The sequence below is a fragment of the Pseudomonas cerasi genome, from assembly GCF_027983475.1.
In the GTDB taxonomy this organism is placed as follows: domain Bacteria; phylum Pseudomonadota; class Gammaproteobacteria; order Pseudomonadales; family Pseudomonadaceae; genus Aquipseudomonas; species Aquipseudomonas cerasi.
The window spans coordinates 1130916-1155914 of sequence record NZ_JAQJVM010000001.1; the positions used below are offsets into that span (position 1 = coordinate 1130916).

Below are 24999 nucleotides of genomic sequence, written 5' to 3' on the forward strand. Positions count from 1 at the left end.
TCGACCGGGCAGGCGTGAGCCACTTTTTTATGGGGCGTTGCGCGAGAGATGGCTGGGCGCGCAATTCGCTGTTAATGAGAACGAAAGCGAATAACGTTTATTTAATGTTTTTTTCACAATCCACGAAAAAAGATGGCGCTTGGCTAGCAATTGAGGGTGGCGCGGAGCGGCCAGGCAAAAAAAGCCCCGCTCGCGGACGGGCCGGGCGGGGCGTTTCAGGTGCGAGTGAATCACGCCGTAATGGTTTTATCGCGGGTTTCGTTGCGAACCTGTTCGACCTGAATCTGCCCGGCCTGCATCCGCACCAACTGGTCGGCGACGTAGAAATAGCGGTCGTCATGGGAGATCACGATGATGGTCTTGCCCTGCTGCTTCAGTTCCGGCAGCAGTTCGGTGTAGAACACGCGACGGAACGCCGGGTCCTGATCGGCGGCCCACTCGTCGAACACCAGCACCTGCCGCTCGTCCAGCCACGCATTGATCAGGGCCAGGCGCTTGCGCTGACCGGTCGACAGATCGGTGGTGGTGAAGGCACCGTTCTCGATCCTGACCTTGTGCGCGATGTCCAGGCGCTCCAGGTATTTGCCCGCGTCCTGCGGCAGCGCGGCCTGCCCCTGCAACGGCTCGTCGAACAGGTAGTAGTCGGCGAAAATCGTGGTGAACAGCTGGCGGTAGTCATCCAGGTTTTCCGCGCTGACGGGCTGGCCATTGAGGCGGATCTCACCCTGTTGCGGGGTGTACAGGCCCAGCAGCAGCTTGATCAGCGTGGTCTTGCCACAACCGTTCTCGCCGACGATGAACACAATGTCGCCCTGTTTGATGCTCAGGTCGACCGGGCCGAGGTGGAAGGCATCGCTGCCCTCGACGGGCGGGTAGTCATAGCGCAGGTTGTGCAGCTCCAGCGTGTGCATGCTGGGCAGCGACGTCGGGCGGTCACTGACCAGCAGGTGCGGTTCGGGGCTGGAGAATTTCCATGACAGCTCGGCAATGCGGCGCATGGCGATCTGCGCACGGCTGATGCCGGGCAGGGCAGTGATCAGGCGCTCCAGCGGGCCTTTCATGTACAGCATCACCAGCACGAAGCCGCCCAGTACGGTCTTTTCGGTCGTCGGCCAGAGCGCCTGAAAGGCGATGGCCATGCCGATCACCGCGAAGAACAGCATCGAGCCGAAGGTTTCCGCGCTGACGAAGATATTGGCAGCGCGAATGTTCGAGCGGCAGATGTGTTCGGTGGCCCCATGAATCTTCTCGTCGAGCATGTGCTGACGACGCTTGCGCTGGATGCGCAGTTCCTTGGCGCCTGCGGACAGCGCCTGGTAGTGCTTCTGCAATTCGTCTTCGCTGTTGCGCGCGGCTAGAATGCTGCGCATGCCAAACGCATGCGCCAGGTATTGCGCGCCGGTGCCGAGCACCACGGTGAGCGCCGTCAGCGCCAGAATCTGCCAGGACAGCACGGCCAGATAGGTCAGGCAGCCGAGGGTGACGGTAAACGAAATCACCATCGGCGCGACCGACAGGGCAAAGGTGCTGATGGTGTTGACGTCGTTGAGCAGCACCGGGATCAGGCGGTGCGCGCGATAGCGTTCCAGCTGCTCGATGGGCGCGACCAGCACCTTGGCTGCCAGCTCGCGGCGCAGGTTGGCGACGACCCGCTGGCCGACGTAATTGGTCGACAGGTTGGACAGGGTCGAGCACGCCAGGGTCAGCACACACAATCCGGCGAACAGCAGCGCGGTCTGCGTGTCCGGCCCGCCGGGCATGTTCATCGCGTTGTTGATGGTGGCCAGCAGCCCGGTGACGCTCAGGCCGCTGACAATCCCCAGCACGGTCGATAGCGCCACCAGCCACCAGAATGGCTTGAGGATTCTCAGGGTTTCCCGGGCGAGGCTTTCAGTTGTGCGGGTCATGGTGTGTCTCGTCATTGTCCGTGAGTGCGGCGTGGGCTATCGCCGGCCGAGGGTGCGCATGAAATCGGTCAAAGGTCGCGGGCGACCCGGAAACCCAGCCAGTCACCCCGTACATCCGGCTGGCGGCTGTTGCGGTTGCCGGAGCGCGAGAAGATCGGCGCTTCGGTCCAGTCATTGCCGCGAATCATCTTCCAGGTGCAATCACCGGCCAGCCATGCGCTGCCATCGGTGGGCGCGCCGTTGTAGTTGCTGGTCTCGCAATCGGCAGTCCATTCGTAGACATTGCCGTGGGCGTCGTAGATGCCGAAATCATTGGGGCTGTAACTGCCAGCGGGTGCCGTGTAGCTGAAGCCGTCTTCCGGGCCGTAAGTGTTGGCATGTTTGGCGATGCTGTAGGGCTTGCCTTCGTCCATCGGAAACGGGAACGAACCCTTGCTGCCGCCGCGTGCCGCGTATTCTCGCTGGGCTTCGCTGACCATGTGGTAGGACTTGCCGGTCTTTTTCGACAGCCATTCGACATACGCCTTGGCTTCGTTCCAGTCCATGCACACTGCAGGCTGACGCGGGCTCAGCGGGTAGCGCGGCTTGCCGGCCTTGCACTCGCGGCCTGGCCGGGTATCGCCATCCGGCATCGTGTAGCCGGAGCTCTTGATATAGGCATTCCACTCGCCGCTCAGCACCTGAAAACGGCTGATGGCGAAGGGTTTGGCGAAGGTCACGTCGTGCAGCGGGCCTTCGTCCGGCTGACGACCCAGTTCCTCTTCGGGCGCACCCATGGTGAAGGTGCCCGCAGGCAGCACGACCATTTCCGGGCAGTCCTTGCAGTCCTTGAACACTTTTCCGGGCGCGGGCGCTGCCGCTGGCGTGGCGGCGAGGGTGGTACCGCATAGCAACAGGCCGAACAGGGCGGACAGGGGCAGCAATGTTTTTTTCATGACGGGTCTCGATGGAAAACGGAAAACAGGTGAACGGTGCAGGCGTGTCAGGCGCGTCGGGCGAGCAGCGTCATGAAACGATCGATTTCGGCTTCGCTGTTCAGCAGCCCCGGCGCGGTGCGCACCACCGGGCCGACGTCGCGACTCACCGCGTCAACGACCATGCGCTGCTTCATCAGCCAGGCCGCCACGTCGTCGCACGATTGGCCCTTGAGCCGGAAGAAGCTGAAGCCCGCCGACAGCGCAGGATCCATGGGCGTCACCAGCTCGACATTGGGCTGGGCCTTGAGGCGCTGCTTGAGGTCACTGTTGAGCTGGTGAATACGTGCCTGCACATCGGCCTTGCCCAGTTGCAGGTGCAGTTTGAAGGCCTCGTTCAACGCCCAGCGGTGTTCGAACGAGTGGTAGCCGCCGGGCGTCATGATCGTGCTGAAACCGGTGGCTTCCGAGAACGTCGGGATCAGCGGCGTGAGGTCCTTGACCTGTTCCGAGCGGGCGCAGACGATGCCGGTACCGCGTGGACCGAACAGCCACTTGTGGGTGCCGGCGACATAGAAGTCGCACTTCATCTCCGGGAAGTCGAGGTTCTCGACGCCAAAGCCATGCACGCCGTCGACCACATAGAGGATGCGGTCCTGGTCGTCACGGTTGCGGTTGTGTTCCTCGACCAGATCGCCGATGGCCCCGATGGGCAGTTTCACGCCGCTGCCGGACTGCACCCAGGTCATGCCCAGCACGCGCGTCTTCGGCTGGATACTGCGCGCGATGGAGCCGATGATTTCGTCGACCGAGACGGTAGCCGGGTCCTTGAACAGGCGAATCTTGCGAACCTGCGTGCCGTCGCGCTGCTGGCGGAATTTCAGGATGTCGCGGACGCAGGAATGCTCGTGTTCGGTGGTCAGAATCTCCTGATCCGGGCGCACATGAATACCGCCGTAGATGATCGCCAGGCCTTCAGTGGTGCTGCCGGTCAGGGCGATCTGGCCGGGTTGGGCCTTCAGGTACTTGCCCGCCCAGACGCGAACCTCGTGTTCGCGGCGCTCGGTCTCTCCCAGATCCCAGTCCATGGCCAGACCGGGATTGCGGTCGATATGCGCGCGATGCTGTTCGATGGCCTGGCGAACCGGTGCGGGGTGCGAAGTGACCAGAAAATTCGAGAGGTGAACGTAGTCCGGGTCCTGATTGAACAATTGTTTCAGGCGCGTCCATTTATCCGTGGAGGCCGGCTGAGTGGCTGGCGTCATGGCCGCTGTTGCCAGGCCGGAGCCCAGTGGCAGGGCTGCGGCCAGCACTCCGGCCTGTTTGAGAAAGGTTCTGCGATCAGTCATGAGCGTCTGCGCCTGAGGGTCGGGTAGCGGCGTTTGAGAGATTCATGTGTTTCACATCCGGACGGGCAGCCGCCTGAACCTGCTCCCAGACGCGCAGAAAGTTGCCGCCCCAGAGCTTGGTGATATCCGCTTCGGCGTAGCCGCGCTCGATCAATTCGGCCGTCACGTTGCGGATTTCGCTGACATCGTTGAAGCCTTTCACACCACCGCCATCGTTGAAGTCGGAGCTGATGCCGACATGGTCGATGCCGATTTTGCGGACCGTGTAATCGATGGCGTCGACGAAATCCTTGACCGTGGCTTTGGGCTCCTCCTCGAGAATCGCGTACAGCTTGCTGGCATAGGCGCCGAAGCGTTGCTCCGGCCAGACGGTGATGATCGGGTCGCCGGGCATCAGCGCCATGGCCAGGTTCGGCAGCGGTGGCAGGTCGAAGTCCTTGCGTAGCGCATTGAGCTTGTTCTGGGTTTTCTGGGTCAGCGGCTTCAAATAGGCTGGGAACGCCACGATTTGCACCACACCGCCGCTGCGCTTGATGAGCTGCAGCTCCTCGTCGCTGAGGTTGCGCGGGATGTCCACCAGCGCACGCGGCGCCGAGTGCGAGGCGACCATCGGCGTGCGGCTCAGCTCGCTGACCTGTTGCAGCGCCTTGCTCGACATCTGCGACACGTCGATGATCACACCCAGGTCATTGAGGCGTTGCACGGCCTGCCTGCCGATCTCCGACAGGCCGCCCAGAGCGTCGGGCGTGTCATTGAGAAAGGGCAGGGGGCGTGAAGAATCGGCCCAGCTGTTATTGCCGACATAACTGAAACCGAACATGCGCATGCCGCGTGCGGCCCAGTGGTCCAGCAGGCTCAGGCCATTGCCCAGCGGGTAGGCGTTGAGCATGCTGATGAAGATCGCAAACTTGCCTTCGCCGTGCAGGCGGCGCATGTCGTCCGGGGTGTAGGCGATGCCGACCTGATTGGGGAAATCGCGCACCAGCCCGCTGATGATTCGGTAGCGCACTTCCTGCTGATGGCGTGCTTCGTCGACGAAACCGGGTGTCGGACGATGCGGGGCGTTGTCGCCGTTCCAGATCTCCGGCCAGCCGAATACCGTCAGCGCTGCACCGGACAGGCGTCCGCGCGCGGCTTTCACCAGGTCGAACTGCCCCGAGCCGTCCTTGTCGGCTTCGTTGCCCTCGCTGCCGAATTTCATCGGCACGGTGATGTGGCTGTCGAAGGAAATGATCCGCTCCTGCAGGTCGTCGGCCTGCTGCATGACCTTGACCGGGTAGCCTGCTGGAGACCAGTAATTCCAGGCCAGAAAGCCCGTACCTGCACTGATCGCCAGGGCCAGTGGCAGGCCGATGAAGAGAGCTTTTTTCCAACGCGGTCTTGTCATTTCCGTCTCGTGTGGTTAACCGTTGCGCAGCCTGCGACGGCTGTTGCTATCTGGTGGAGAACGAGCGGATCACCGAGAAATTTAGCGCGGGCTCATGGATGTGTGTGCAGCGCTAAATTTGTCTGCCGGGTTTACGTTCTAGCTTGGATAACGGCTGTCTCGGGGCTGGAACAGGTAGGGTAATGACGATTTCTCGACGAGGGTTCATAGCGGGTCTGGCGCTGACCGGTGCGGCAGTTCCGGCAGCGTATTACGCGCATCGGGAACTCACCCGGGTCGACCTGCCGGAAACGCCGGGCGAAGCGACGGCGGGGCCTGCCGATACCGCCACCCAGCGCCTGGCCGACAAGCTGCGCGGTGTGTGGACTCTGCGCTTCGAAGGGCGCGATGCCGGACTGAGCGGTGCGCCGCTCGAAGGCCTGGAAATGTTTCTCGACATCGCCCCGCGTGGTCGCGGCCTGCGCGGCTATATCGACACGGCCGGGCAATTGCGCGGCGATGCGCTGCCGCGTTTTCGGGTGATTGGCGATCTGCAACCGGCCAATGCCGCAAGACTCTACCTGCGGGTCATGGACGGCCATGCCGGCAATGATCCGCACAGCGACAACCCGGATTACGAATTCAGCCTGACCCTCGATGAAGTCTGGGGCGCGTTCGGTAACGGCGGCAGCGGCACCCTGAGCGGACGTATCGAACGTCTTGACCGACCGCTGGCCCTGCCGGAACTGGAAAACCGTCTGATCGCGATCAAACAGGTGTTTCCAGAAGCGCGGGAAAGGGTGGGCCTGAGTCCGCCGTTTCTGGCCTGGCTGGTTTCCAGGGAGCATCGTCTGTTCCATCAGCTCTGGCATGCCTCGCGAGACAAGTGGCACAAATTGCCCGAAGACAAGCGTAACGCCCTGCGCGGCATCGGCTGGCAGCCGGGGCCGCGTGACCATGAGCGCGATGCGCGTGGCCCGCACAAGGACCGCAACGGCTCGGGTGAAGACTTCTTTTATATGCACCGGCACATGCTGATCCAGGCACGCAGGATTCAGGACTTGCCGTCCTGGCCGCGTTTTCCGCTGCCGCAGCCTGAGCTGGAACGCGACCGCCTGGGCTTTGCCCGCTATTTCGACAATCACGACGGTTGTTCGCTGCCGCCCAACTGGCTGGCGCATGGTGACGAGGAATACACACAGCTGGTCAGCGATATCAAAAGCCACGAGACGTTTCATACGCATTTTCAGGTCTGGGAATCGCAGTATCGCGATCCGCGCTTTTTGTCGAAGCTGACCCTGGGCCAGTTTGGTTCGCAGGTCGAACTGGAACTGCACGACTGGCTGCACATGCGCTGGGCCTCGGTGGCCCGCGACCCGGCCAACGGGCAGCCGGTGCCGATGGCACGTCGTTCGGATGATTTTGCCGAGCGCTGGTTCGAGCCGGAAAACGACTTTCTTGCCGACCCGTTTTCATCGCACGTGAACCCGGTGTTCTGGATGTTCCATGGCTGGATTGACGACCGCATTGAGGACTGGTTCCGCGCCCATGAGCGCTTTCATCCGGGCGAAGTGAAGCGCCTGGAAGTCAACGGCGTGCCGTGGTTTGCGCCAGGCCGCTGGGTGAATGTCAGCGACCCGTGGCTGGGGCCTGAAACGCACGGTTGCAGCACAGTGCCCGGCCAGACTGCAGGCACGACCATGGAAATGGACCCGGAAGTCATGAAGCTGGCGCTGCGCATCACGTTCGCGGCCGATGACAAACTGAGCAACCTGCTACGTCGCGTGCCGCGCCGGCCCTGGTATGCACGGAATCTGCTGCCGGAGAGGTGGTTTTGAGCAGCGCTGGCTCCTAGGCTCTGTACGAAAAGTGGCTGCGCTCGGTGATGCTGCGTTAAAAACAGGCTCGGATGCGAGTCCAATCGGAATGCTCATTTACAACACGTAGAGTCGAACGCGACCCCGGCCGTTCCTCGCCTGTTTTTGCCTTGCCTGACCTTCGCTCGCCGACTTTTCGTACAGAGCCTGACGCACTCCGCTCTGTCGGATATTTCATGAATGCCCCCCTGATTCTCGAACAAAAGGCGTAGGGTGGCGCCAGGTCGCAAGCTGTCTGGATGTTCGGCCGTTTCTCATCCCTTCCTTGCTTGCGCCCTCGAGAACACCTTTCATGACACCCGGAATTTTTGACGCGAACAACATTCACTTTGATCTGGGCCCCGATGCCGGTGGCAACTGGTCTGAGGTCATGCTGAAGCATCACGGGCTTTACTGTGAGTTCGATAAAACCCTGTCAGGCAACTCCACAGCGCAAAGCTGGAGCCTGGGGGCTATTGGTGTCACGCAGGCTGATCTGAAATCTCTGGTATTGATCCCGGTTGGAGAAGAACAGGATTGCTGGCAGGGGGAATGGCTTTATCTGAAGCTTATGACCGGTGGGTATGTCGATATCGACGAAGCCGGAAAGCAACATCGCTTCATGGCTGGCAGCATGTTCTTCATCGATCCCGGGCAATCCTTTCAGGAGTCGTTTACCCAGCATGGGCAAATGACCGTATTGCGCATTCCCAAGTCCAGTTTGCGCGATCGGGGCCTGAGGCATTCGTTGCCGGGGCTGATGGTTGCCGACATGGAGTCGGCAGACATACGCGCAGCCCGTGACCTGATCCACTGCATCGCGCAGCAACAGGCGGCCCCTGGCTTGGTCATACGCGAGTTGATGGGCAGACAATTGCTGGAGCTGATTGACGCCATGCTGGGCGGCCCCGGCGACAAGGCAGTTTCGCGCAGCACTGATGTCGTGCTGTTGCGCGCCAGACGTTACATTTACACGCGTTTGAATGACACCGAACTCGACTGCGCGGCCATTGCCGGTGCCGTGCATGTTTCAGTCAAGCACTTGCAACGCTTGTTCCGGAGTCAGGAGACGACGGTGATGCGTGATGTCTGGAATATCCGCCTGCAACACGCACAGCAATTGCTCAGTTCGACCCGCACGCTTCGGCCAAGTGTTCAGGACGTTGCCTGGCAGTGCGGTTTCACCACGGCAGCGCATTTCAGTCGCGCCTACCGGGCACAGTTCGGTATTTGCCCCTCGCATGTTCGGGCTACTTTCAACTGAGCAACTTCTGCTCTCGCCTTATCAGTTGAAAGCGCCTTGTGGACATCCCTCACGCGCCTTGCAGGTAACGGTGATACGCCGTCTGCGCCCTAGAATCGATCCTGTCATTCAGTGACTGATTCATCTCAATGGCTGCTGCGCTGACGCATCGGTCACAGCCCACCGTTATTCATCTTTCGCGATTGGCCCCGGCAGTTTTGCGCCGTCAATTCATGGAAGTTTTACAAAGGCACTCTTATGGAAAGTTATACCGGCGCAACCGACACTGCAGACTTTGCACGTCGTGTTGAAGACAATCAGCGGCGACTGAAAGCCAGTCTGAAGGGCGCTTACGATTACATCGTGTGTGGCTCCGGCACCTCCGGGTCGGTCGTTGCGCGGCGTCTGGCAGAGAATCCCGACGTCAGTGTTCTGCTCCTGGAGGCAGGCGGCACCGATGATGTGCCCAGTGTTACCGATGCCAGTATCTGGTTCACCAACCTGGGCAGCGAGCGCGACTGGCAGTTTCAGGCACAACCCAACCCGCACCTCAATAACCGGGCCATTCCCTTGTCGATGGGCAAGGTGCTGGGCGGTGGATCCTCGATCAACGTGATGGTCTGGGCGCGCGGGCACAGCAGTGACTGGGACCACTTTGCCAGCGAATCAGGTGATCCGGCCTGGAATTATCAATCGACACTCGCCACCTATCGACGTATCGAGAACTGGCAGGGTACGCCAGACGCACTGCGCAGAGGCACGGGCGGTCTGGTCTTCGTGCAGCCTGCGCCTGATCCCAACCCGATTGCACCAGCCATGCTGGGAGCGGTGGCGGAGCTCGGAATGCCTGTTTTCGATGACCAGAACGGCGCGATGATGGAGGGCGCGGGTGGCGCGGCACTGGTTAATATGTGTCTGGAAAACGGTCGTCGCCGTTCGATTTTTCGCAGTTATGTGTACCCGCTGATGGCGCAGCCCAACCTGACGGTCCTGGCCCACACCCATGTATTGCGCGTGTTGCTGGAAGGCAAGCGAGCGGTCGGGGTCGAGGTCATTCATGAAGGCAGGATCATGAGTTTCAGAGCACGAGAGGAAGTCGTGCTGTCACTGGGTGCCATCAACACACCCAAGGTGTTGATGCTGTCCGGAATCGGCGATGCGCAGCAACTGGTTCGGCATGGTATCGCTCCGCTAGAGAATCTGCCGGGTGTCGGCCAGAATTATCAGGACCACATCATGGTCTCGGGGTGCATCTGGGAATACGAACAGGCTCATGCGGCGCGCAACAACGCCGGGGAATCGACGTTCTTCTGGAAGAGTGATCCGGCGCTCGATGTACCCGACATCCAGACCTTTCTCGCTGAAATGCCCATTGCCTCGTTTGAAGCGCAGGCGACGTTCAACCCTCCGGCCAGCGCATGGTCTTTGTTGCCGGGGCTGGTGCGGCCCAAAAGCCGTGGCTCGATCACGTTGTCTGGCGGCGGGCACCGGGACGCACTGAGAATCGACAGCGGTGCGCTTGCCGAACCCGAAGATCTGCAGGCGCTGGTGCGTGCAGTCGAATTTTGCCGAGAGATCGGCAACAGCTCGACCCTGCGCCCGTTTGTACGCCGTGAGGTGATGCCCGGAAAGATGAACCGCAAGGATCTGGAGTCGTTCGTGCGCAACACCGCATCGACCGTCTGGCACCAGTCCGGTACGGCCAGAATGGGTATTGATGAGTTATCGGTGGTGGACGCGCAATTGCGCGTCTATGGCATCGACAATTTGAGGGTCGCGGACGCCTCGATCATGCCGCGAGTAACCACCGGCAACACCATGGCCCCGTGCGTGATCATCGGGGAGCGCTTGGGCAGTCTGCTCACTGGCAAGTCCTGAATAATTTGATCCATGCCGTAGATCATGCAGCGAGTGCCCGGTGGGTACTCGCTGACTTTCACCTTTTCGAGAGCATCATCATGAGCAGGCTTCAAGGCAAAATTGCGATGATTACCGGCGGCAGCAGCGGCATCGGTCTTGCGACCGCCCAGCGTTTTGTGGAAGAGGGCGCCTATGTGTTTATCACGGTAGACGTCAGCCCGAGCTGGACGAGGCCGTTGCACGTATAGGTCGTAACGTGACAGCCGTACAAGGCTATGTGTCCAGTCTTGACGATCTGGACCGACTCTACGCAGTGGTCAGGCGCGAGAAAGGCTGCATTGACGTGCTCTTTGCCAACGCCGGCATTATGGAAATGCAATCCATCGATGGCGTCGATGCGGCGCACTACGACAAGGTTTTTGATACCAACGTCAAAGGCCTGTTGTTCAGCGTGCAAAAGGCACTGGTGTTGATGCACGACGGCGGCTCGATCATCTTGAATTCGTCCATTGCCGCCAACAGGGGCGTTTCGGGCTGCAGCACTTACAGCGCTACAAAGGCAGCCATACGCTCGTTTGCCCGAACCTGGACAGCTGAGCTGCAAAGTCGAGGTATTCGCGTCAATACACTGAGCCCGGGCCCGATCGACACGCCGATCATGGGCCTGGAAGGGCTTGCGCAAGAGCACGTCGCTCAAATGAAAGCAGCGCTGATCAGAGGTATTCCACTGGGCCGTCTTGGCCGCCCTGAAGAAGTGGCCGCGGCCGCGCTGTTTCTTGCCTGCGACGACAGCAGTTTCATTGCGGGTATCGAGATGTGTGTAGACGGGGGCAAAGCGCAAGTTTGAGGAATAGCGGGCCTGAAGCCCGCTCAGCGCACCTGCCAGCCACCGCCCAGCGCTTTGTACAGCGCGATGCTCGCCTGCACCCGTGCCAGCCGCAACTGCACGCTTACGTCCTGTGCCTGGTAAAGGGTGCGCTGGGTTTCCAGTACGGTGAGCAGGTCCTCGGCGCCTTCCTGGTAGCGGCTCTGGGCGATGCGGAAGGCGGTTTGCGCCTGTTTGAGTTCTTCTTCGTGCCAGTAGCGCTGTTGATCCAGGCCGCGAATGCTGTTCAGGGCTTTTTCCACGTCGGCGAAGCTGTCGATGATCGCGCCGCGATAGGTTTCCAGCAGTTCTTCCTGACGCGCTGTGGCCTTGTCGCGCTCGGCGGCCAGACGGCCATTGTTGAAGATCGGTCCGATCAGCCCGGCAGCGAGGCTGCTGAACGGTGCGCGCAGCCAGTCTTCGGCGCGGGTGTTTTCGGTGCCGAGCCGGGCGCTCAGGGTCAGTTTTGGCAGCATGGCGGCGCGGGCGACGGTGACATTGGCCTGTGCCGCCGCCAGGTCAGCCTCGGCCTTGGCCAGATCAGGGCGGCGGGTCAGCAGTTCGCTGGGCAGGCCGGGGCCGATGTCCGGCCAGTTCAGGGTGTCGAAGGGCTGATCCGCGAGGTGCAGATTCTGCACCGGCTGACCGAGCAAGGCTGCCAGGGTGATCAACTGCTCGTTGGCCAGTTGCTGAACGCGGGGCAGTTCACGCTGCTGGGCCGCAACCAGATTTTTTTGCTGCGCCAGCTCGAGGGCGGTAGCTGAGCCCGATTCATAGCGGGTTTGCACCAGGCGCAGTACGTCTTGGGCGTTGGCCAGATTCAGTTCGGCAATCCGCCCTTGCTCGCGCGCCGCCAGGGTTTGCGCATAGCGATCGGCGACGTTGGCCAGCAGGGTCAGCTCCACGGTCGCCTGATCGAACTGGCTGGCGCGCAGCCCTTGGAGTGCGCTGTCGCGTCCCGCTGCGATACCGCCCCAGAAATCCACCTCATAGCTGGCGGTCAGGTCGCTGGTGAAGTTGTTGGTGTTGTTGTCGTCGGAAGGGTTGGCCTTGCGGTCGCTGTTGCGCAGGAACCGGTTACGTTCGCCGCGCAGGTCAAAGGCCAGTTCCGGGAGCAAGGGCGCGCCGCCGATAATGGCGCTTGCCTGTGCCTGACGAACCCGTGCCATCGCTGCAGCGACTTCATGGCTGTCAAGGCTGGCCTGTTCGATCAGACGATTCAGCTGTGGGCTGCCGAACTGCTGCCACCAACGGATATCACTGCGCTGTGCGGCGGCGTTTGCGGCAAACGCCCAGCTTGCCGGTGGCTGGATGCCGCTGTCCGGCGGCGGAGCAGGCGTCTGGCAGGCGCTCAGCAACAGGCAGGCAGTCAAAACGCAAAGGCTAGGCTTCATTGATCGATCATTCACTGGTGAGGGCCGCGACCGGGTCGAGGCGGGCAGCTTTGCGGGCCGGCATGAAGCCGAAGATCACGCCGGTAATCAGGGCGCAGGCAAACGCCCCGGTCACAGCCGGCAGGGTAAACGCAACGGCCACCTTACTCAGCAACAGCGCTGCGCCCATGCCCAGCGCCAGCACGATACCGGCCAGCCCGCCGACCACGGAAAGCATCACAGCCTCGGTAAGAAACTGCCGCAGGATGTCGCTCTGTCGCGCACCGGTGGCCATGCGGATGCCGATTTCACGGGTGCGTTCGCGCACTGTCATCAGCATGATGTTCATCACGCCGATACCACCGACCAGCAACGAAATGGCGGCAATCGAGCCGAGCATCAGCGACAGGGTGTTCTGGGTGCGTGCTTCGGCCTGGATCATCGCGGCGTTGTTGGTCAGTTCGTAATCCTGTTTGCCGTGATGCAGTTGTTGCAGCAGCTCGCGGATCGCTGTTTCGGCCTGTTTGACGTTGTTGGCGTCATGGGTGGCGATGGTGATGTACTCGGGGTCCTGCGTGCCGAACAGGCGGATACTGGCCGACGAGTAGGGGATGGCGATGCGATTGTCGCTGTCCAGATCGCCGGACGTGGCGCCTTTTTCCTGCAGCACGCCGACCACCTGAAAAGGCACGTTTTCGATCAGGATGTACTGGCCGACAGGGTCGTTATGCTCGCCGAACAGTTTCTGGCGAACCTTGTAGCCAATCACTGCGACGGCGGCTGCGCTCTGCTCATCCGCTTCGCTGAAATAACTGCCTTCCACCACCGGCCAGTTGAAGATCGCCGGAAAATGCGTGTCATTGCCGCCGACGTAACTGGAGTGATCGACGTTGCCGTAGCGCACCCCGGCCTGGCCGCCGTTGACCGGCATGATCATTTTCACCTCGGGCAACTGGCCCAGCGCGGCGACTTCCTCCAGGGTGATGACGCCTTTCGGCGCGCGCGGATTGGGCGCCTTGCCGTTGAGGTAAATGATATTGGAACCGAACGAGGACATCTGCGCCATGACCTGACGCTTGCTGCCTTCGCCGACGGCCAGCATCACCACCACCGACGCCACGCCGATGACGATGCCCAGCAGGGTCAGCGCGGTTCGGAAGCGATTGATCCACATGACGCGCCACGCCGCCTGAACCGCCTCGAGCAGCTCGCCTTGCCAGGCGCCGTGGCTGCCGCTGCCCTCGCTCAGGCGCTTGCGCAGGTCGACCGCCTGCAGCGTGCCCGGATTGACTGAGCGCTGCACGTCAGAAGCATCTCGAGCCGTATCACTGATCACCAGCCCATCGCTGATCTCGATGACCCGTTTGGCGCGCGCCGCCACTTCCCGGTCATGGGTGATGAGGATCACCACATGGCCCTGGCTGGCCAGTTCGTCCAGCAGGGTCATCACCTCCGCGCCACTGTGGCTGTCCAGCGCACCGGTGGGCTCGTCGGCGAGGATGATGTGCCCGCCATTCATCAAGGCGCGGGCGATGGAAACCCGTTGCTGCTGGCCGCCGGACAACTGATGCGGTCGATTGCCGGTGCGCGACGCCAGGCCCAGTCGGTCAAGCAGGGCGGCGGCCCGCGCATGACGCTCTGCGGCGGGCGTCCCGGCGTAGATTGCCGGCATCTCGACGTTTTCCTGTGCCGAGCCGGACGGAATCAGGTGATAGCCCTGAAACACGAACCCGAACGCTTCACGGCGCAGCCAGGCGAGCTCGTCGCTGCCCAGTTCGGCGACGTTTTCCCCGGCGAACAGGTATTCGCCCGAGGTCGGGCGGTCCAGGCAGCCGAGGATGTTCATCAGCGTCGACTTGCCGGACCCGGAAGCGCCGACAATCGCCACGAACTCACCGGCATGAATCGACAGATCGATGCCGCGCAGCACGTTGACCCGTGGGCTGTCGCCTCCGCCGTAGGATTTACGGATGCCTCGCAGGTCGATCAGCGGCGTGCGCATTCAGCCTCCGCTGCCGACAGAGGCGGGCACCAGCAGGCGCTCACCTTCATTCAGCCCGTCGAGTACCTGCACGCGCAGGCGGTCGCTGATGCCGGTGCGCACCTCACGGTTCTGCACCTCACCATTGGCAGATAGCACCTGGGCGGTCTGCCGATCGGCCTGCGCCCCGTTTCGCAACGCCGCGAGTGGCGCGGTGAGGGTGTTCTCGGCTTTTTCGGCGACGAAGAATATCTGTGCGGTCATTTCTGCCATCAGCGCCTGATCGCTGTTATCCACGTCCAGCAGCACGGTGTACAGCACCACACGGCCACCGCCGTTCTTGCGCGAACTGCTCGGGCTGCCGCCGCCCTGATTGGCTTGATCCAGCGGCCTGGGCGGCACCGGCAGGATCTGCCGCACGGTGCTGCTCCAGCGCCGGTTGCCGCCGCTCAAGGTGGTGAAATAGGCAGTCATGCCGGGTTTGACATGGCCGATATCGGCTTCCGAGACCTCGGCCCAGACCGTCATCGGTGACAAGCGGGCGATGCGCAGAATCAGCGGGGTCTGTTGTTGCGCGTTCAGCGTCTGGCCTTCACGTGCATCGAGGGCGACCACTGTGCCGCTCATGGGCGCGAAAATACGGGTGTAGCCCAGCGCTGCTTCGTCGCTGCGCAGCGCGGCCTGAGCTTCGAGAATCTGCGCCTTGAACATGTCGACCCGTGCCTGGGTGGCGCGAAATTCCGATTCCGCAGCCTGAACGTCCTCGGCCCGTGTGGCGCCGCCTGCGGCGAGGCGCTTCTGGCGCTGCTGCTTCTGTTCTGCAAGTTCGTGCAGCGCACGCTGCTCCTGCAATTGCGCCTTGAGGTTATCGATGGCGTAGCGTGCGGCGTCGAGTCTGGCCTTTTGCGTCGAAGGGTCGATTTCGACCAGCAAGTCGCCTTCCTTGACCTGATCGCCGACCTGGGCATGGATTTTCATGATCTGCCCGCTGGCCTGCGAGCCCACATCCACGTAACTGCGCGGCTGCAGGGTACCGAGCGCCGTGACGCTGTTTTCGATCGTGCCGCGGGTCACCGTCACGGTCGCGGCGCTGCTTTTGCCGTCGGGCAGGATCTGCCAGGCGCATACGGCAATGACCGGGAACAGGCACAGCGCCACCAGGAGGGCGCTGCGAGGATGTAGAGAGCGTTTCATGCAGATTCCTGCGCTGGGAGATCAGTCGGTCGGTGAACGACGGCCACGAGAGCTGCCCTTTAAACGAGGCATGCCAGCAGGAATTTAGCGTTGATCACGGGTTACCCGCTTCGGCTAAACATCAGCGTCCGTGCTTCGTTTAACGGGAGCGGCTAATTCGGGTCGTCTTGTCGAGTTGGAGTCAGCGTGATTATGTCCAGACCCCTGTGCGGTTTTGTGTTTGCAGGTCTTTCGTTCGCTGTGATTTTCCCTGCGCAAGCCTTGGTTGAGCCTGGAAAACAGGCGGCCAGTGCCGAGATCCGGCGGACCGGTTTTGGCGTGCCGCATATCGTTGCCGCCAATGAGCGCGGTCTGGGTTACGGCATCGGTTATGCCTATGCGCAGGACAACCTGTGCCTGCTGGCCAATGAGATCGTCACCGTCAACGGCCAGCGCTCGCGCTATTTTGGCCCCGATAAGGCGACCCTTGAGCAGCGCAACAATATGGCCAGCGACCTGTTGTTCCAGTGGCTCAATACGCCGCAGGCACTGGCGGATTTCTGGAATGCGCAGCCGCTGGAGATTCGCCAGTTGATGCAGGGCTATGTCGCCGGTTACAACCGCTCGCTCGATGAGCAGAAGGCCAAGGGCCTGCCGCAGCCCTGTGCGGCCGAGTGGGTTCGGCCGATCAGTACCGATGATCTGGTGCGCTTGACCCGTCGCCTGCTGGTAGAGGGGGGCGTGGGGCAGTTCGCCGAAGCGCTGGCCGGTGCTACGCCGCCTGCGCTGCAAAAGCCACTGCAGGTAAATGCTCAGCAGGTTCAGGCGCTGCAACTGGCTGCTGCGCGCAACCAGCGGTTTGCTCTGGAGCGCGGCAGCAATGCCGTGGCAATAGGGCGCGAGCTATCGGCCAACGGGCGCGGCATGCTGCTGGCCAATCCGCATTTTCCATGGGCTGGCGGCCTGCGCTTCTATCAAATGCACCTGACCATTCCCGGCAAGCTCGACGTGATGGGCGCAGCCTTGCCGGGCCTGCCACTGATCAATATCGGCTTCAATCAGCATCTGGCCTGGAGCCATACCGTCGACACGTCGAAACACTTCACGCTGCATCGCCTGCAGCTCGACCCGAAGGATTCCACCCGTTACCTGCTGGATGGCAAATCGGTTGCCATGGACAAGCAGCAGGTGAGTGTCGACGTGAAGCAAGCCGATGGCAGCTTGAAGTCGGTGCCACGCATTGTCTATTCGTCCAGGTTCGGTCCGGTGGTGCAGTGGCCGGGCAAGCTGGACTGGGACGAAAAGTTTGCCTTCAGCCTGCGTGATGCCAATCTGCAAAACGACCGAGTGTTGCAGCAGTGGTATGCAATGGACAAGGCTGACAGCCTCAAGACGTTTCAGGATTCGGTGCGCAAGATCCAGGGCATCCCGTGGGTCAACACCCTGGCAGTCGATGCCCGGGGTCAGGCGCTGTACATGAACCTCTCGGTGGTGCCAAACGTCGACGCCGTCAGGCTTGCCCGATGCAGTGATCCGCGCATCGGCACGGAACTGATCGTGCTCGACGGCTCGCGCAGTGAATGCAACTGGGAGGTTTCCGCAGAGGCGGTACAGGCCGGTATTTATCCCTCTTCCCGTCAGCCGCAGTTATTGCGGACCGACTTCGTGCAGCACTCCAACGACTCGGCCTGGATGGTCAATCCCGCTGCGCCGTTGAAGGACTTTTCGCCGCTGATCAGCCAGGACAGCCAGCCGCTGGGGCAGCGAGCACGTTTTGCGCTGGATCGGCTGGGCAGCCTGAAGAAGGCGGGCAAGATCAGCGTTGAGAACCTGCAAGCGATGGTCATGGACAACGAGGTCTATCAGGCCGGGCAAGTGCTGCCGGATCTGCTCAGGTTCTGTGCCTCGGAGCTGGGTGATGATGCTGCGCGGCTGACGCCGCTGTGTACCGCACTGAAAGCCTGGGATGGACGCGCTGACCTGAACAGTGGCATCGGGTTCGTGTACTTCCAGAGAATCGTGACGTCCATGCAGGCTGTTGCCTCGCGCTGGCGTGTTGCGTTCGACCCGCGCGACCCGGTTCACACGCCGAGCGGGCTGGCGATTGAGAACCCGCAGGTCGCCACTGCATTGCGCGCCGCCATGCGGGCCGCAGTGGATGAAGTGGCCAAGGCAGGCCTCTCGGCAAGCAGTCAATGGGGCGACATTCAGGTTTCCAGCATCAGCGGCAAGCAGATCCCGGTTCACGGTGGTCCGGCCGGGCTTGGCATCTACAACGCCATGCAGACCGTGGCAGGCAAGGACGGCAAGCGCGAGGTAGTCAGTGGCACCAGTTATTTGCAGGTGGTGACGTTCGACGAGCACGGCCCAAGGGCGCAGGGTTTACTGGCGTTCTCTGAGTCGAGCAATCCACAGTCAGCCCATTCAAGCGACCAGACTGAAGCATTTTCAAAAAAACAATGGCAGGCGTTGCCGTTCACTGAACAGCAGATCAAGGCTGATCCTGCGTATGAGGTGCAGGTGATAAGCGAGGAGCCTGATCGCTGAAAGAGGCAAGAAAAGCGTTTGGGCCATGCGGCCCAAATGCGCTTATCGGTAATCAGCCGCCCGGTGTATCGATATCGGCGTCAACGCCAGTGGTGGGCTGATGATTGCGTAAATCCTCGGTTTTTTCTTCCGGCTCATGGTCAGGCACGTAGGCGCTGTCGCTGGTTGACTGGCCCTGCGACTGAGTCTGTGACTGACTTGGGGAAGGCGTCTGGCCCTGGCTCTGGCCATTGCCCTTTTCAGTCTCGGGTTTTACGTCCCCGACTTGCGGCTCGATTGCCGGATCGTTGCGGTCCGGGCCCGGACTGGCAGGTGCGTCCTGATTTGGCGTCGGTTCTTTCTGACGTTGCGGTTCGATAGACATGAGTACCTCGATATCGGTTTCAGAAAATGTTCTGACACAGTTTCGAGGGGTAGCAATGGGGATCGTTCGATTCAGTTGCCGAATGGTGATGCAGTGGGAAGTGCTGCGTGCAAGGCTGTTGGATAAGCGCTGTTCGCGAAAGGCCCGTACGTTGCATGAGATGCATCGACCGGAGAACAGCCTTCGCGAACAGGTTCGCTTCTACCAGTGCGCTTCAGCGCAGTCAGAGCACTTTTTTGATCGCGTCACACACCACGTCGATGTTCTTCTGATTCAGCGCGGCCACGCAGATACGCCCGGTGTCCAGCGCGTAGATACCGAACTCGCTGCGCAGGCGCTGGGCCTGTTCGGCGGTCAGACCGGAGTAGGAGAACATGCCGCACTGGCGCGCGACGAAGCTGAAGTCCTGACCGGCCGGGTTGTCAGCCAGGCGCTCGACCATCGCCTTGCGCATGCCCTGGATGCGCAGACGCATTTCGCCCAGTTCCTCTTCCCACATTGCACGCAACGCAGGGTCGTTAAGCACCGCAGCGGAGATGATCGCACCGTGGGTCGGCGGGTTGGAATAGTTGGTGCGGATCACGCGCTTGACCTGGGACAGGACGCGAGTGGTTTCTTCCTTCGATTCGGTAATGATCGACAGCGCGCCGACGCGTTCGCCATACAGCGACAGTGATTTGGAGAACGAGCTCGAGGCGAAGAAGGTCAGGCCCGACTCGGCGAACAGGCGCACTGCCAGGGCATCTTCCTGAATGCCCTGACCGAAGCCTTGATAGGCCATGTCCAGAAACGGTACGTGGCCCTTGGCCTTGACCACTTCCAGCACTTTTTTCCAGTCATCCAGGCTCAGGTCGACACCGGTCGGGTTGTGGCAGCAGGCGTGCAGCACGACTACCGAGTTGTTCGGCAGGTTGTGCAGGTCTTCGAGCATGCCGGCACGGTTCACGTCGTGGGTGGCAGCGTCGTAGTAGCGGTAGTTCTGCACCGCAAAGCCAGCGGTTTCGAACAGCGCGCGGTGGTTTTCCCAGCTCGGGTCGCTGATGGCGACGACGGCATCGGGCAGCAACTGCTTGAGGAAGTCGGCACCGATCTTCAGTGCGCCGGTGCCGCCGACCGATTGGGTGGTCAGCACACGGCCCGAGGCGATCAGCGGCGAATCAGCGCCCAGCAACAGTTTTTGCACGGCCTGGTCGTAAGCGGCAATACCGTCGATCGGCAGGTAGCCACGCGGCGCATGCTGGGCCACGCGGATCTTTTCGGCTTCGGCCACGGCGCGCAGCAGGGGAATGCGCCCGTCTTCATCACAGTAGACGCCTACGCCAAGGTTGACCTTGGTGCTGCGGGTGTCGGCGTTGAAGGCTTCGTTGATACCCAGGATCGGATCGCGGGGTGCCATTTCGACAGCGGAAAACAGGCTCATGGTGCGGCGGCTCTTGGTGAAGAGTGGGAAGGGGACACGCTGAGGCTCGATGCGCCAAAGCGGTGCGCAAACTGAGCGTAGTATAGAGAGCATCCCCTCGGTGATCGACAGTGCAGGGCGGGTTTTTTACAGGTTTTTGCGCATATTTGTAGAACGTTCGTTCGGTTAAAACCTCAATGCTTTAAGTGCGTGCCTTGAAAGGCTGATATATGACTCCATCTATTAGCCATCACTTCAAAACATCGCACGCCTGCTTCCCGGCGGGAACGGCTGTTTGCGATGATTTCGTCGTTGCGCGCCGTCATGCGCCGACGAATATTTCCAGTTGTGCCGTCGAGGCGGTCAGGTCGCGGAAGGTTTCACGCGAACCCCGTCACACGCGCACCATTCAAGAGGTCAGTTATGTCCGAGTTCCAGCTCGTTACCCGCTTTGAGCCAGCCGGCGATCAGCCCGAGGCCATTCGCCAACTGGTCGAAGGGATCGACGCCGGGCTCGCGCACCAGACCCTGCTCGGGGTGACCGGGTCGGGCAAGACGTTCAGCATCGCCAACGTGATTTCCCAGATCAAGCGTCCAACGCTGGTGCTGGCACCGAACAAGACCCTGGCGGCGCAGTTGTATGGCGAATTCAAGGCGTTTTTCCCGAACAACGCCGTGGAGTACTTCGTTTCCTACTACGACTACTACCAGCCGGAAGCCTACGTGCCGTCGTCCGACACCTTCATCGAGAAGGATGCCTCGATCAACGACCACATTGAACAGATGCGTCTGTCCGCGACCAAGGCGCTGCTGGAGCGCAAGGATGCGATCATCGTCACCACGGTGTCGTGCATCTACGGCCTGGGCAGTCCGGAAACCTATCTGCGCATGGTCATGCACATCGATCGTGGCGACAAACTCGATCAGCGTGCCTTGCTGCGCCGCCTCGCCGACTTGCAGTACACCCGTAACGACATGGACTTTGCCCGTGCGACGTTCAGGGTGCGCGGTGATGTGATCGATATCTACCCGGCCGAATCCGATCTGGAAGCGATCCGGGTCGAGCTGTTCGATGACGAGGTCGAGAGCCTGTCGGCGTTCGATCCGCTGACCGGGGAGGTGATTCGCAAGCTGCCGCGCTTCACCTTCTACCCGAAAAGCCACTACGTCACCCCGCGCGAGACGCTGATTGAGGCGATGGAGGGGATCAAGGTCGAGCTGCAGGAGCGTCTCGAATACCTGCGCAGCCAGAACAAACTGGTGGAAGCTCAGCGTCTGGAGCAGCGCACCCGTTTCGATCTGGAAATGATGCTGGAGCTGGGCTACTGCAACGGTATCGAAAACTACTCGCGCTACCTGTCGGGCCGTCCTTCCGGTGCGCCGCCGCCAACCCTTTTCGATTACCTGCCACCGGATGCCTTGCTGGTGATCGACGAGTCCCACGTCAGCGTGCCGCAGGTCGGCGCGATGTACAAAGGTGACCGTTCGCGCAAGGAAACCCTGGTCGAGTACGGCTTCCGTCTGCCATCGGCACTGGATAACCGCCCGATGCGTTTCGACGAGTGGGAGGCGATCAGCCCGCAGACCATTTTCGTCTCGGCGACCCCGGGTAACTACGAGGCCGAGCACGCCGGGCGTATCGTCGAGCAGGTGGTGCGTCCGACCGGCCTGGTGGACCCGCAGATCGAGATTCGTCCGGCGCTGACCCAGGTCGATGATCTGCTGTCGGAAATCCACAAGCGCACCGCGCTGGAAGAGCGGGTGCTGGTCACCACGCTGACCAAGCGCATGTCCGAGGATTTGACCGACTACCTGAGCGACCACGGGGTGCGCGTGCGTTACCTGCACTCGGACATCGATACGGTGGAACGTGTCGAAATCATCCGCGACCTGCGCCTGGGTACGTTCGATGTGCTGGTGGGCATCAACCTGCTGCGCGAAGGCCTGGACATGCCGGAAGTGTCGCTGGTGGCAATTCTCGATGCCGACAAGGAAGGCTTCCTGCGCTCCGACCGTTCGCTGATCCAGACCATTGGCCGGGCGGCACGTAACCTCAATGGTCGGGCGATTCTGTATGCCGACCGGATTACCGGCTCGATGGAGCGCGCCATCGGCGAGACCGAGCGGCGACGCGAGAAGCAATTGGCGTTCAACCTGGAACATGGCATCACCCCCAAAGGTGTGTTCAAGGACGTCGCCGATATCATGGAAGGCGCCACCGTCCCCGGCTCGCGCAGCAAAAAACGCAAAGGCATGGCCAAAGCCGCCGAAGAAAACGCCCGCTACGAAAACGAACTGCGCTCGCCGAGCGAGATCAACAAACGCATTCGCCAACTGGAAGAAAAAATGTACCAACTGGCCCGCGACCTGGAATTCGAAGCCGCCGCACAAATGCGCGACGAAATCGGCAAACTGCGCGAGCGGTTGCTGGCGGTTTGAAGCATTGGACACGCCACCTCTCATGCCGGTGCGGCGACCCCCGGATCAGTGTCAGGGCGAAGGAATCCGACGAAGTCGGGCCGAAAACGGAGGCGGGGGCTTTGGTCACTTTTGCCCCTTCGAAGTGACTCGCCGAGGGGCGAAAAGGTGACCTGAGTCGAACCCCCATTTACCTGACAAAGAAAAACCGCCGTGTGGCGCAGAGCGTCACGAACTGTATGCCCACGCGGAGCACTGGCACGATAATCAGCTGAATTTGTTTACAACTCCGGGCGCGGAGCTTGCGGAACGAGAGGCGTCCGGGCAATTGCCTTTGTTGCTGGAGCCTCATGCCCCCGGCCTGTTAACATTCCGAGCTTGATCGACCTAATTCGGGATTTTCCATGACCACCGTTCGTACCCGCATCGCGCCATCGCCCACTGGCGACCCCCACGTCGGCACGGCCTACATCGCGCTGTTCAACTACTGCTTTGCCAAACAGCACGGCGGCGAGTTCATCCTGCGCATTGAAGACACCGATCAACTGCGCTCTACCCGCGAGTCCGAACAGCAGATCTTCGACGCACTGCGCTGGCTGGGCATCGACTGGAGCGAAGGCCCCGACGTCGGTGGTCCGCATGGCCCATACCGCCAAAGCGAGCGCGGCGACATCTATAAGAAATACGTGCAGCAACTGGTCGACATGGGCCATGCCTTCCCGTGCTTCTGCACCGCCGAAGAGCTGGACCAGATGCGCGCCGAACAGCAGGCCAAGGGCGAAACCCCGCGCTATGACGGTCGCGCCTTGCTGCTCTCCAAGGAAGAAGTCCAGCGCCGCCTGGACGCCGGCGAGCCACACGTGATCCGCATGAAAGTGCCGACCGAAGGCGTCTGCGTCGTCCCTGACATGCTGCGTGGCGAAGTCGAAATCCCGTGGGACCGCATGGACATGCAGGTCCTGATGAAGACCGACGGCCTGCCGACCTACTTCCTCGCCAACGTCGTCGATGACCACCTGATGGGCATCACCCACGTACTGCGTGGCGAAGAATGGCTGCCATCGGCACCCAAACTGATCCTGCTGTACGAATACTTCGGCTGGGACAAGCCGCAGCTGTGCTATATGCCGCTGCTGCGTAACCCCGACAAGAGCAAGCTGTCCAAGCGCAAGAACCCCACGTCGGTGACCTTCTACGAGCGCATGGGCTTCATGCCCGAGGCGATGCTCAACTACCTGGGGCGTATGGGCTGGTCGATGCCTGACGAGCGCGAGAAGTTCTCCTTGCAGGAGATGGTCGACAACTTCGACCTGTCGCGTGTTTCGCTGGGCGGGCCGATCTTCGATATAGAAAAGCTGTCCTGGCTCAATGGCCAATGGCTGCGTGATCTGCCGGTCGAGGAGTTTGCCTCGCGTCTGAAGACCTGGGCGCTGAACCCTGACTACATGATGAAGATCGCACCGCACGTGCAGGGCAGGGTAGAGACCTTCAGTCAGGTTGCACCGCTGGCCGGCTTCTTCTTTGCAGGTGGCGTCACGCCTGATGTGAAGCTCTTCGAACACAAGAAGCTGTCTCCGGAGCAGGTGCGCCAGGTGATTCAGTTGATCCTGTGGAAGCTGGAATCGCTGCGTCAGTGGGAGAAGGACCGGATCATGGGCTGCATTCAGGCCGTGGTCGAGCATCTCGAGCTCAAGCTGCGAGACGCCATGCCATTGATGTTCGCTGCGATCACCGGTCAGGCCAACTCGGTCTCGGTGACCGATGCGATGGAAATCCTCGGCCCGGACCTGACTCGCTTCCGCCTGCGTCAGGCCCTCGATTTGCTGGGCGGCGTTTCCAAGAAAGAAAACAAGGAATGGGAAAAGCTGCTGGGCTCGATTGCCTGAGGCATTACCTGTTCCTGTGAATCGCCCCCGGTTTTCCGGGGGTTGAAAGGTAAGTGGTTGTATTACCGACAAAAAACTTTGCAAATTGTAGAAAATAAATTTGACAGCCCTGTCACTCACGCTTAATATGCGCCCCGTCCACTGATGTGGGGCTTTAGCTCAGCTGGGAGAGCGCCTGCATGGCATGCAGGAGGTCAGCGGTTCGATCCCGCTAAGCTCCACCAAATTTAGCATTTCAGAGTGCTGCTACACTGCTCTGAAATGATGTGAAACAAGCGGATCCAGCGACCGTTTGTTTTGCAAGAAGGTTTTGTCCCCTTCGTCTAGTGGCCTAGGACACCGCCCTTTCACGGCGGTAACAGGGGTTCGAGTCCCCTAGGGGACGCCAGTTTCACCGAGGGATGCCGGAAGGTTGATCTCCGCCGAGAGGCGTAAATCCGGGGCTTTAGCTCAGCTGGGTTCGATCCCGCTAAGCTCCACCAATTTTGCCAGGGTTCA

Annotated in this window: 15 protein-coding genes, 2 tRNA genes and 1 pseudogene; 9 read left to right on the forward strand and 9 right to left on the reverse strand. The window is 61.1% G+C overall.

The window, feature by feature from the left end; genetic code table 11:
* Positions 1-230: 230 nt before the first annotated feature.
* The 4 genes from PI739_RS04855 to pvdM all read right to left on the reverse strand — a co-directional run bounded on the left by PI739_RS04855 (position 231) and on the right by pvdM (position 5557).
* A complete protein-coding gene (locus PI739_RS04855) occupies positions 231-1907 on the reverse strand; it encodes a cyclic peptide export ABC transporter (protein WP_187809641.1) in 1677 nt (558 codons plus the stop codon).
* A gap of 68 nt (positions 1908-1975) precedes the next feature.
* Positions 1976-2842, reverse strand: a complete 867-nt coding sequence (gene pvdO / locus PI739_RS04860; RefSeq protein WP_054081911.1) for a dihydropyoverdine dehydrogenase — start codon at positions 2840-2842, stop codon at positions 1976-1978.
* Between the two features lie 47 nt (positions 2843-2889).
* Complete coding sequence (gene pvdN / locus PI739_RS04865; protein ID WP_065350141.1) at positions 2890-4170, reverse strand: pyoverdine-tailoring periplasmic protein PvdN; 1281 nt, start codon at positions 4168-4170, stop codon at positions 2890-2892.
* Positions 4163-5557: a pyoverdine-tailoring dipeptidase-like protein PvdM gene (gene pvdM, locus PI739_RS04870; RefSeq protein ID WP_058415966.1), complete on the reverse strand. Its 1395-nt coding sequence runs from the start codon at positions 5555-5557 to the stop codon at positions 4163-4165. Before pvdM ends, pvdN begins: the two co-directional genes overlap by 8 nt.
* 182 nt (positions 5558-5739) lie before the next feature.
* On the opposite strand from pvdM, the gene pvdP reads away from it, so the two are divergent.
* The 4 genes and pseudogenes from pvdP to PI739_RS04890 all read left to right on the forward strand — a co-directional run bounded on the left by pvdP (position 5740) and on the right by PI739_RS04890 (position 11342).
* Entirely contained in the window at positions 5740-7374 is a 1635-nt protein-coding gene (pvdP, locus tag PI739_RS04875; RefSeq protein WP_003433153.1) for a pyoverdine maturation tyrosinase PvdP, read from the forward strand.
* A gap of 331 nt (positions 7375-7705) precedes the next feature.
* Positions 7706-8656: an AraC family transcriptional regulator gene (locus PI739_RS04880; protein ID WP_072364619.1), complete on the forward strand. Its 951-nt coding sequence runs from the start codon at positions 7706-7708 to the stop codon at positions 8654-8656.
* 237 nt (positions 8657-8893) lie between these two features.
* On the forward strand, positions 8894-10513 hold the full coding sequence (locus PI739_RS04885; protein WP_003366627.1) for a GMC family oxidoreductase: 1620 nt from the start codon (positions 8894-8896) through the stop codon (positions 10511-10513).
* Positions 10514-10593: 80 nt separating this feature from the next.
* Positions 10594-11342 (forward strand): annotated as a pseudogene (locus tag PI739_RS04890) (SDR family oxidoreductase).
* 23 nt (positions 11343-11365) lie between these two features.
* On the opposite strand, the gene PI739_RS04895 reads toward PI739_RS04890, so the two are convergent.
* The 3 genes from PI739_RS04895 to PI739_RS04905 are packed head-to-tail and all read right to left on the reverse strand — an operon-like array spanning position 11366 to position 15908.
* Positions 11366-12754: an efflux transporter outer membrane subunit gene (locus tag PI739_RS04895; protein WP_054081907.1), complete on the reverse strand. Its 1389-nt coding sequence runs from the start codon at positions 12752-12754 to the stop codon at positions 11366-11368.
* A gap of 7 nt (positions 12755-12761) precedes the next feature.
* A complete protein-coding gene (locus PI739_RS04900; RefSeq protein WP_271351529.1) occupies positions 12762-14735 on the reverse strand; it encodes a MacB family efflux pump subunit in 1974 nt (657 codons plus the stop codon).
* Positions 14736-15908, reverse strand: coding sequence for an efflux RND transporter periplasmic adaptor subunit (locus tag PI739_RS04905; RefSeq protein ID WP_271351530.1), 1173 nt, complete (start codon positions 15906-15908; stop codon positions 14736-14738).
* Between the two features lie 192 nt (positions 15909-16100).
* Between PI739_RS04905 and pvdQ the strand changes: the two genes are divergently transcribed.
* Positions 16101-18434: a bifunctional acylase PvdQ gene (gene pvdQ / locus PI739_RS04910; RefSeq protein ID WP_271351531.1), complete on the forward strand. Its 2334-nt coding sequence runs from the start codon at positions 16101-16103 to the stop codon at positions 18432-18434.
* A 52-nt stretch (positions 18435-18486) separates the two neighbouring features.
* Here the strand turns inward: pvdQ and PI739_RS04915 are convergent, their stop codons facing one another.
* Together PI739_RS04915 and PI739_RS04920 are read right to left on the reverse strand one after the other, a co-directional pair.
* On the reverse strand, positions 18487-18798 hold the full coding sequence (locus tag PI739_RS04915) for a hypothetical protein (RefSeq protein ID WP_003366637.1): 312 nt from the start codon (positions 18796-18798) through the stop codon (positions 18487-18489).
* Between the two features lie 223 nt (positions 18799-19021).
* On the reverse strand, positions 19022-20218 hold the full coding sequence (locus PI739_RS04920; protein WP_003366639.1) for an amino acid aminotransferase: 1197 nt from the start codon (positions 20216-20218) through the stop codon (positions 19022-19024).
* A 402-nt stretch (positions 20219-20620) separates the two neighbouring features.
* On the opposite strand from PI739_RS04920, the gene uvrB reads away from it, so the two are divergent.
* From uvrB to PI739_RS04940, 4 genes are all read left to right on the forward strand, one after another.
* Complete coding sequence (gene uvrB / locus PI739_RS04925; RefSeq protein WP_003366641.1) at positions 20621-22636, forward strand: excinuclease ABC subunit UvrB; 2016 nt, start codon at positions 20621-20623, stop codon at positions 22634-22636.
* 383 nt (positions 22637-23019) lie between these two features.
* On the forward strand, positions 23020-24501 hold the full coding sequence (gene gltX / locus PI739_RS04930; RefSeq protein ID WP_103735580.1) for a glutamate--tRNA ligase: 1482 nt from the start codon (positions 23020-23022) through the stop codon (positions 24499-24501).
* 148 nt (positions 24502-24649) lie between these two features.
* Positions 24650-24725: transfer RNA gene (locus PI739_RS04935), tRNA-Ala, on the forward strand.
* A gap of 88 nt (positions 24726-24813) precedes the next feature.
* Positions 24814-24889: transfer RNA gene (locus PI739_RS04940), tRNA-Glu, on the forward strand.
* The last annotated feature ends 110 nt before the right edge of the window (positions 24890-24999 follow it).

Excerpts from the sequence above, each read along its gene's own strand:
- PI739_RS04905 (WP_271351530.1), bottom strand. The coding sequence starts at position 15,908 with ATGAAACGCTCTCTACATCCTCGCAGCGCCCTCCTGGTGGCGCTGTGC.
- pvdO (WP_054081911.1), bottom strand. The coding sequence starts at position 2,842 with ATGAAAAAAACATTGCTGCCCCTGTCCGCCCTGTTCGGCCTGTTGCTA.
- PI739_RS04885 (WP_003366627.1), top strand. The coding sequence starts at position 8,894 with ATGGAAAGTTATACCGGCGCAACCGACACTGCAGACTTTGCACGTCGT.
- uvrB (WP_003366641.1), top strand. The coding sequence starts at position 20,621 with ATGTCCGAGTTCCAGCTCGTTACCCGCTTTGAGCCAGCCGGCGATCAG.
- PI739_RS04855 (WP_187809641.1), bottom strand. The coding sequence starts at position 1,907 with ATGACCCGCACAACTGAAAGCCTCGCCCGGGAAACCCTGAGAATCCTC.
- pvdN (WP_065350141.1), bottom strand. The coding sequence starts at position 4,170 with ATGACTGATCGCAGAACCTTTCTCAAACAGGCCGGAGTGCTGGCCGCA.
- pvdM (WP_058415966.1), bottom strand. The coding sequence starts at position 5,557 with ATGACAAGACCGCGTTGGAAAAAAGCTCTCTTCATCGGCCTGCCACTG.
- PI739_RS04880 (WP_072364619.1), top strand. The coding sequence starts at position 7,706 with ATGACACCCGGAATTTTTGACGCGAACAACATTCACTTTGATCTGGGC.
- pvdQ (WP_271351531.1), top strand. The coding sequence starts at position 16,101 with ATGTCCAGACCCCTGTGCGGTTTTGTGTTTGCAGGTCTTTCGTTCGCT.
- PI739_RS04915 (WP_003366637.1), bottom strand. The coding sequence starts at position 18,798 with ATGTCTATCGAACCGCAACGTCAGAAAGAACCGACGCCAAATCAGGAC.
- gltX (WP_103735580.1), top strand. The coding sequence starts at position 23,020 with ATGACCACCGTTCGTACCCGCATCGCGCCATCGCCCACTGGCGACCCC.
- PI739_RS04920 (WP_003366639.1), bottom strand. The coding sequence starts at position 20,218 with ATGAGCCTGTTTTCCGCTGTCGAAATGGCACCCCGCGATCCGATCCTG.
- pvdP (WP_003433153.1), top strand. The coding sequence starts at position 5,740 with ATGACGATTTCTCGACGAGGGTTCATAGCGGGTCTGGCGCTGACCGGT.
- PI739_RS04895 (WP_054081907.1), bottom strand. The coding sequence starts at position 12,754 with ATGAAGCCTAGCCTTTGCGTTTTGACTGCCTGCCTGTTGCTGAGCGCC.
- PI739_RS04900 (WP_271351529.1), bottom strand. The coding sequence starts at position 14,735 with ATGCGCACGCCGCTGATCGACCTGCGAGGCATCCGTAAATCCTACGGC.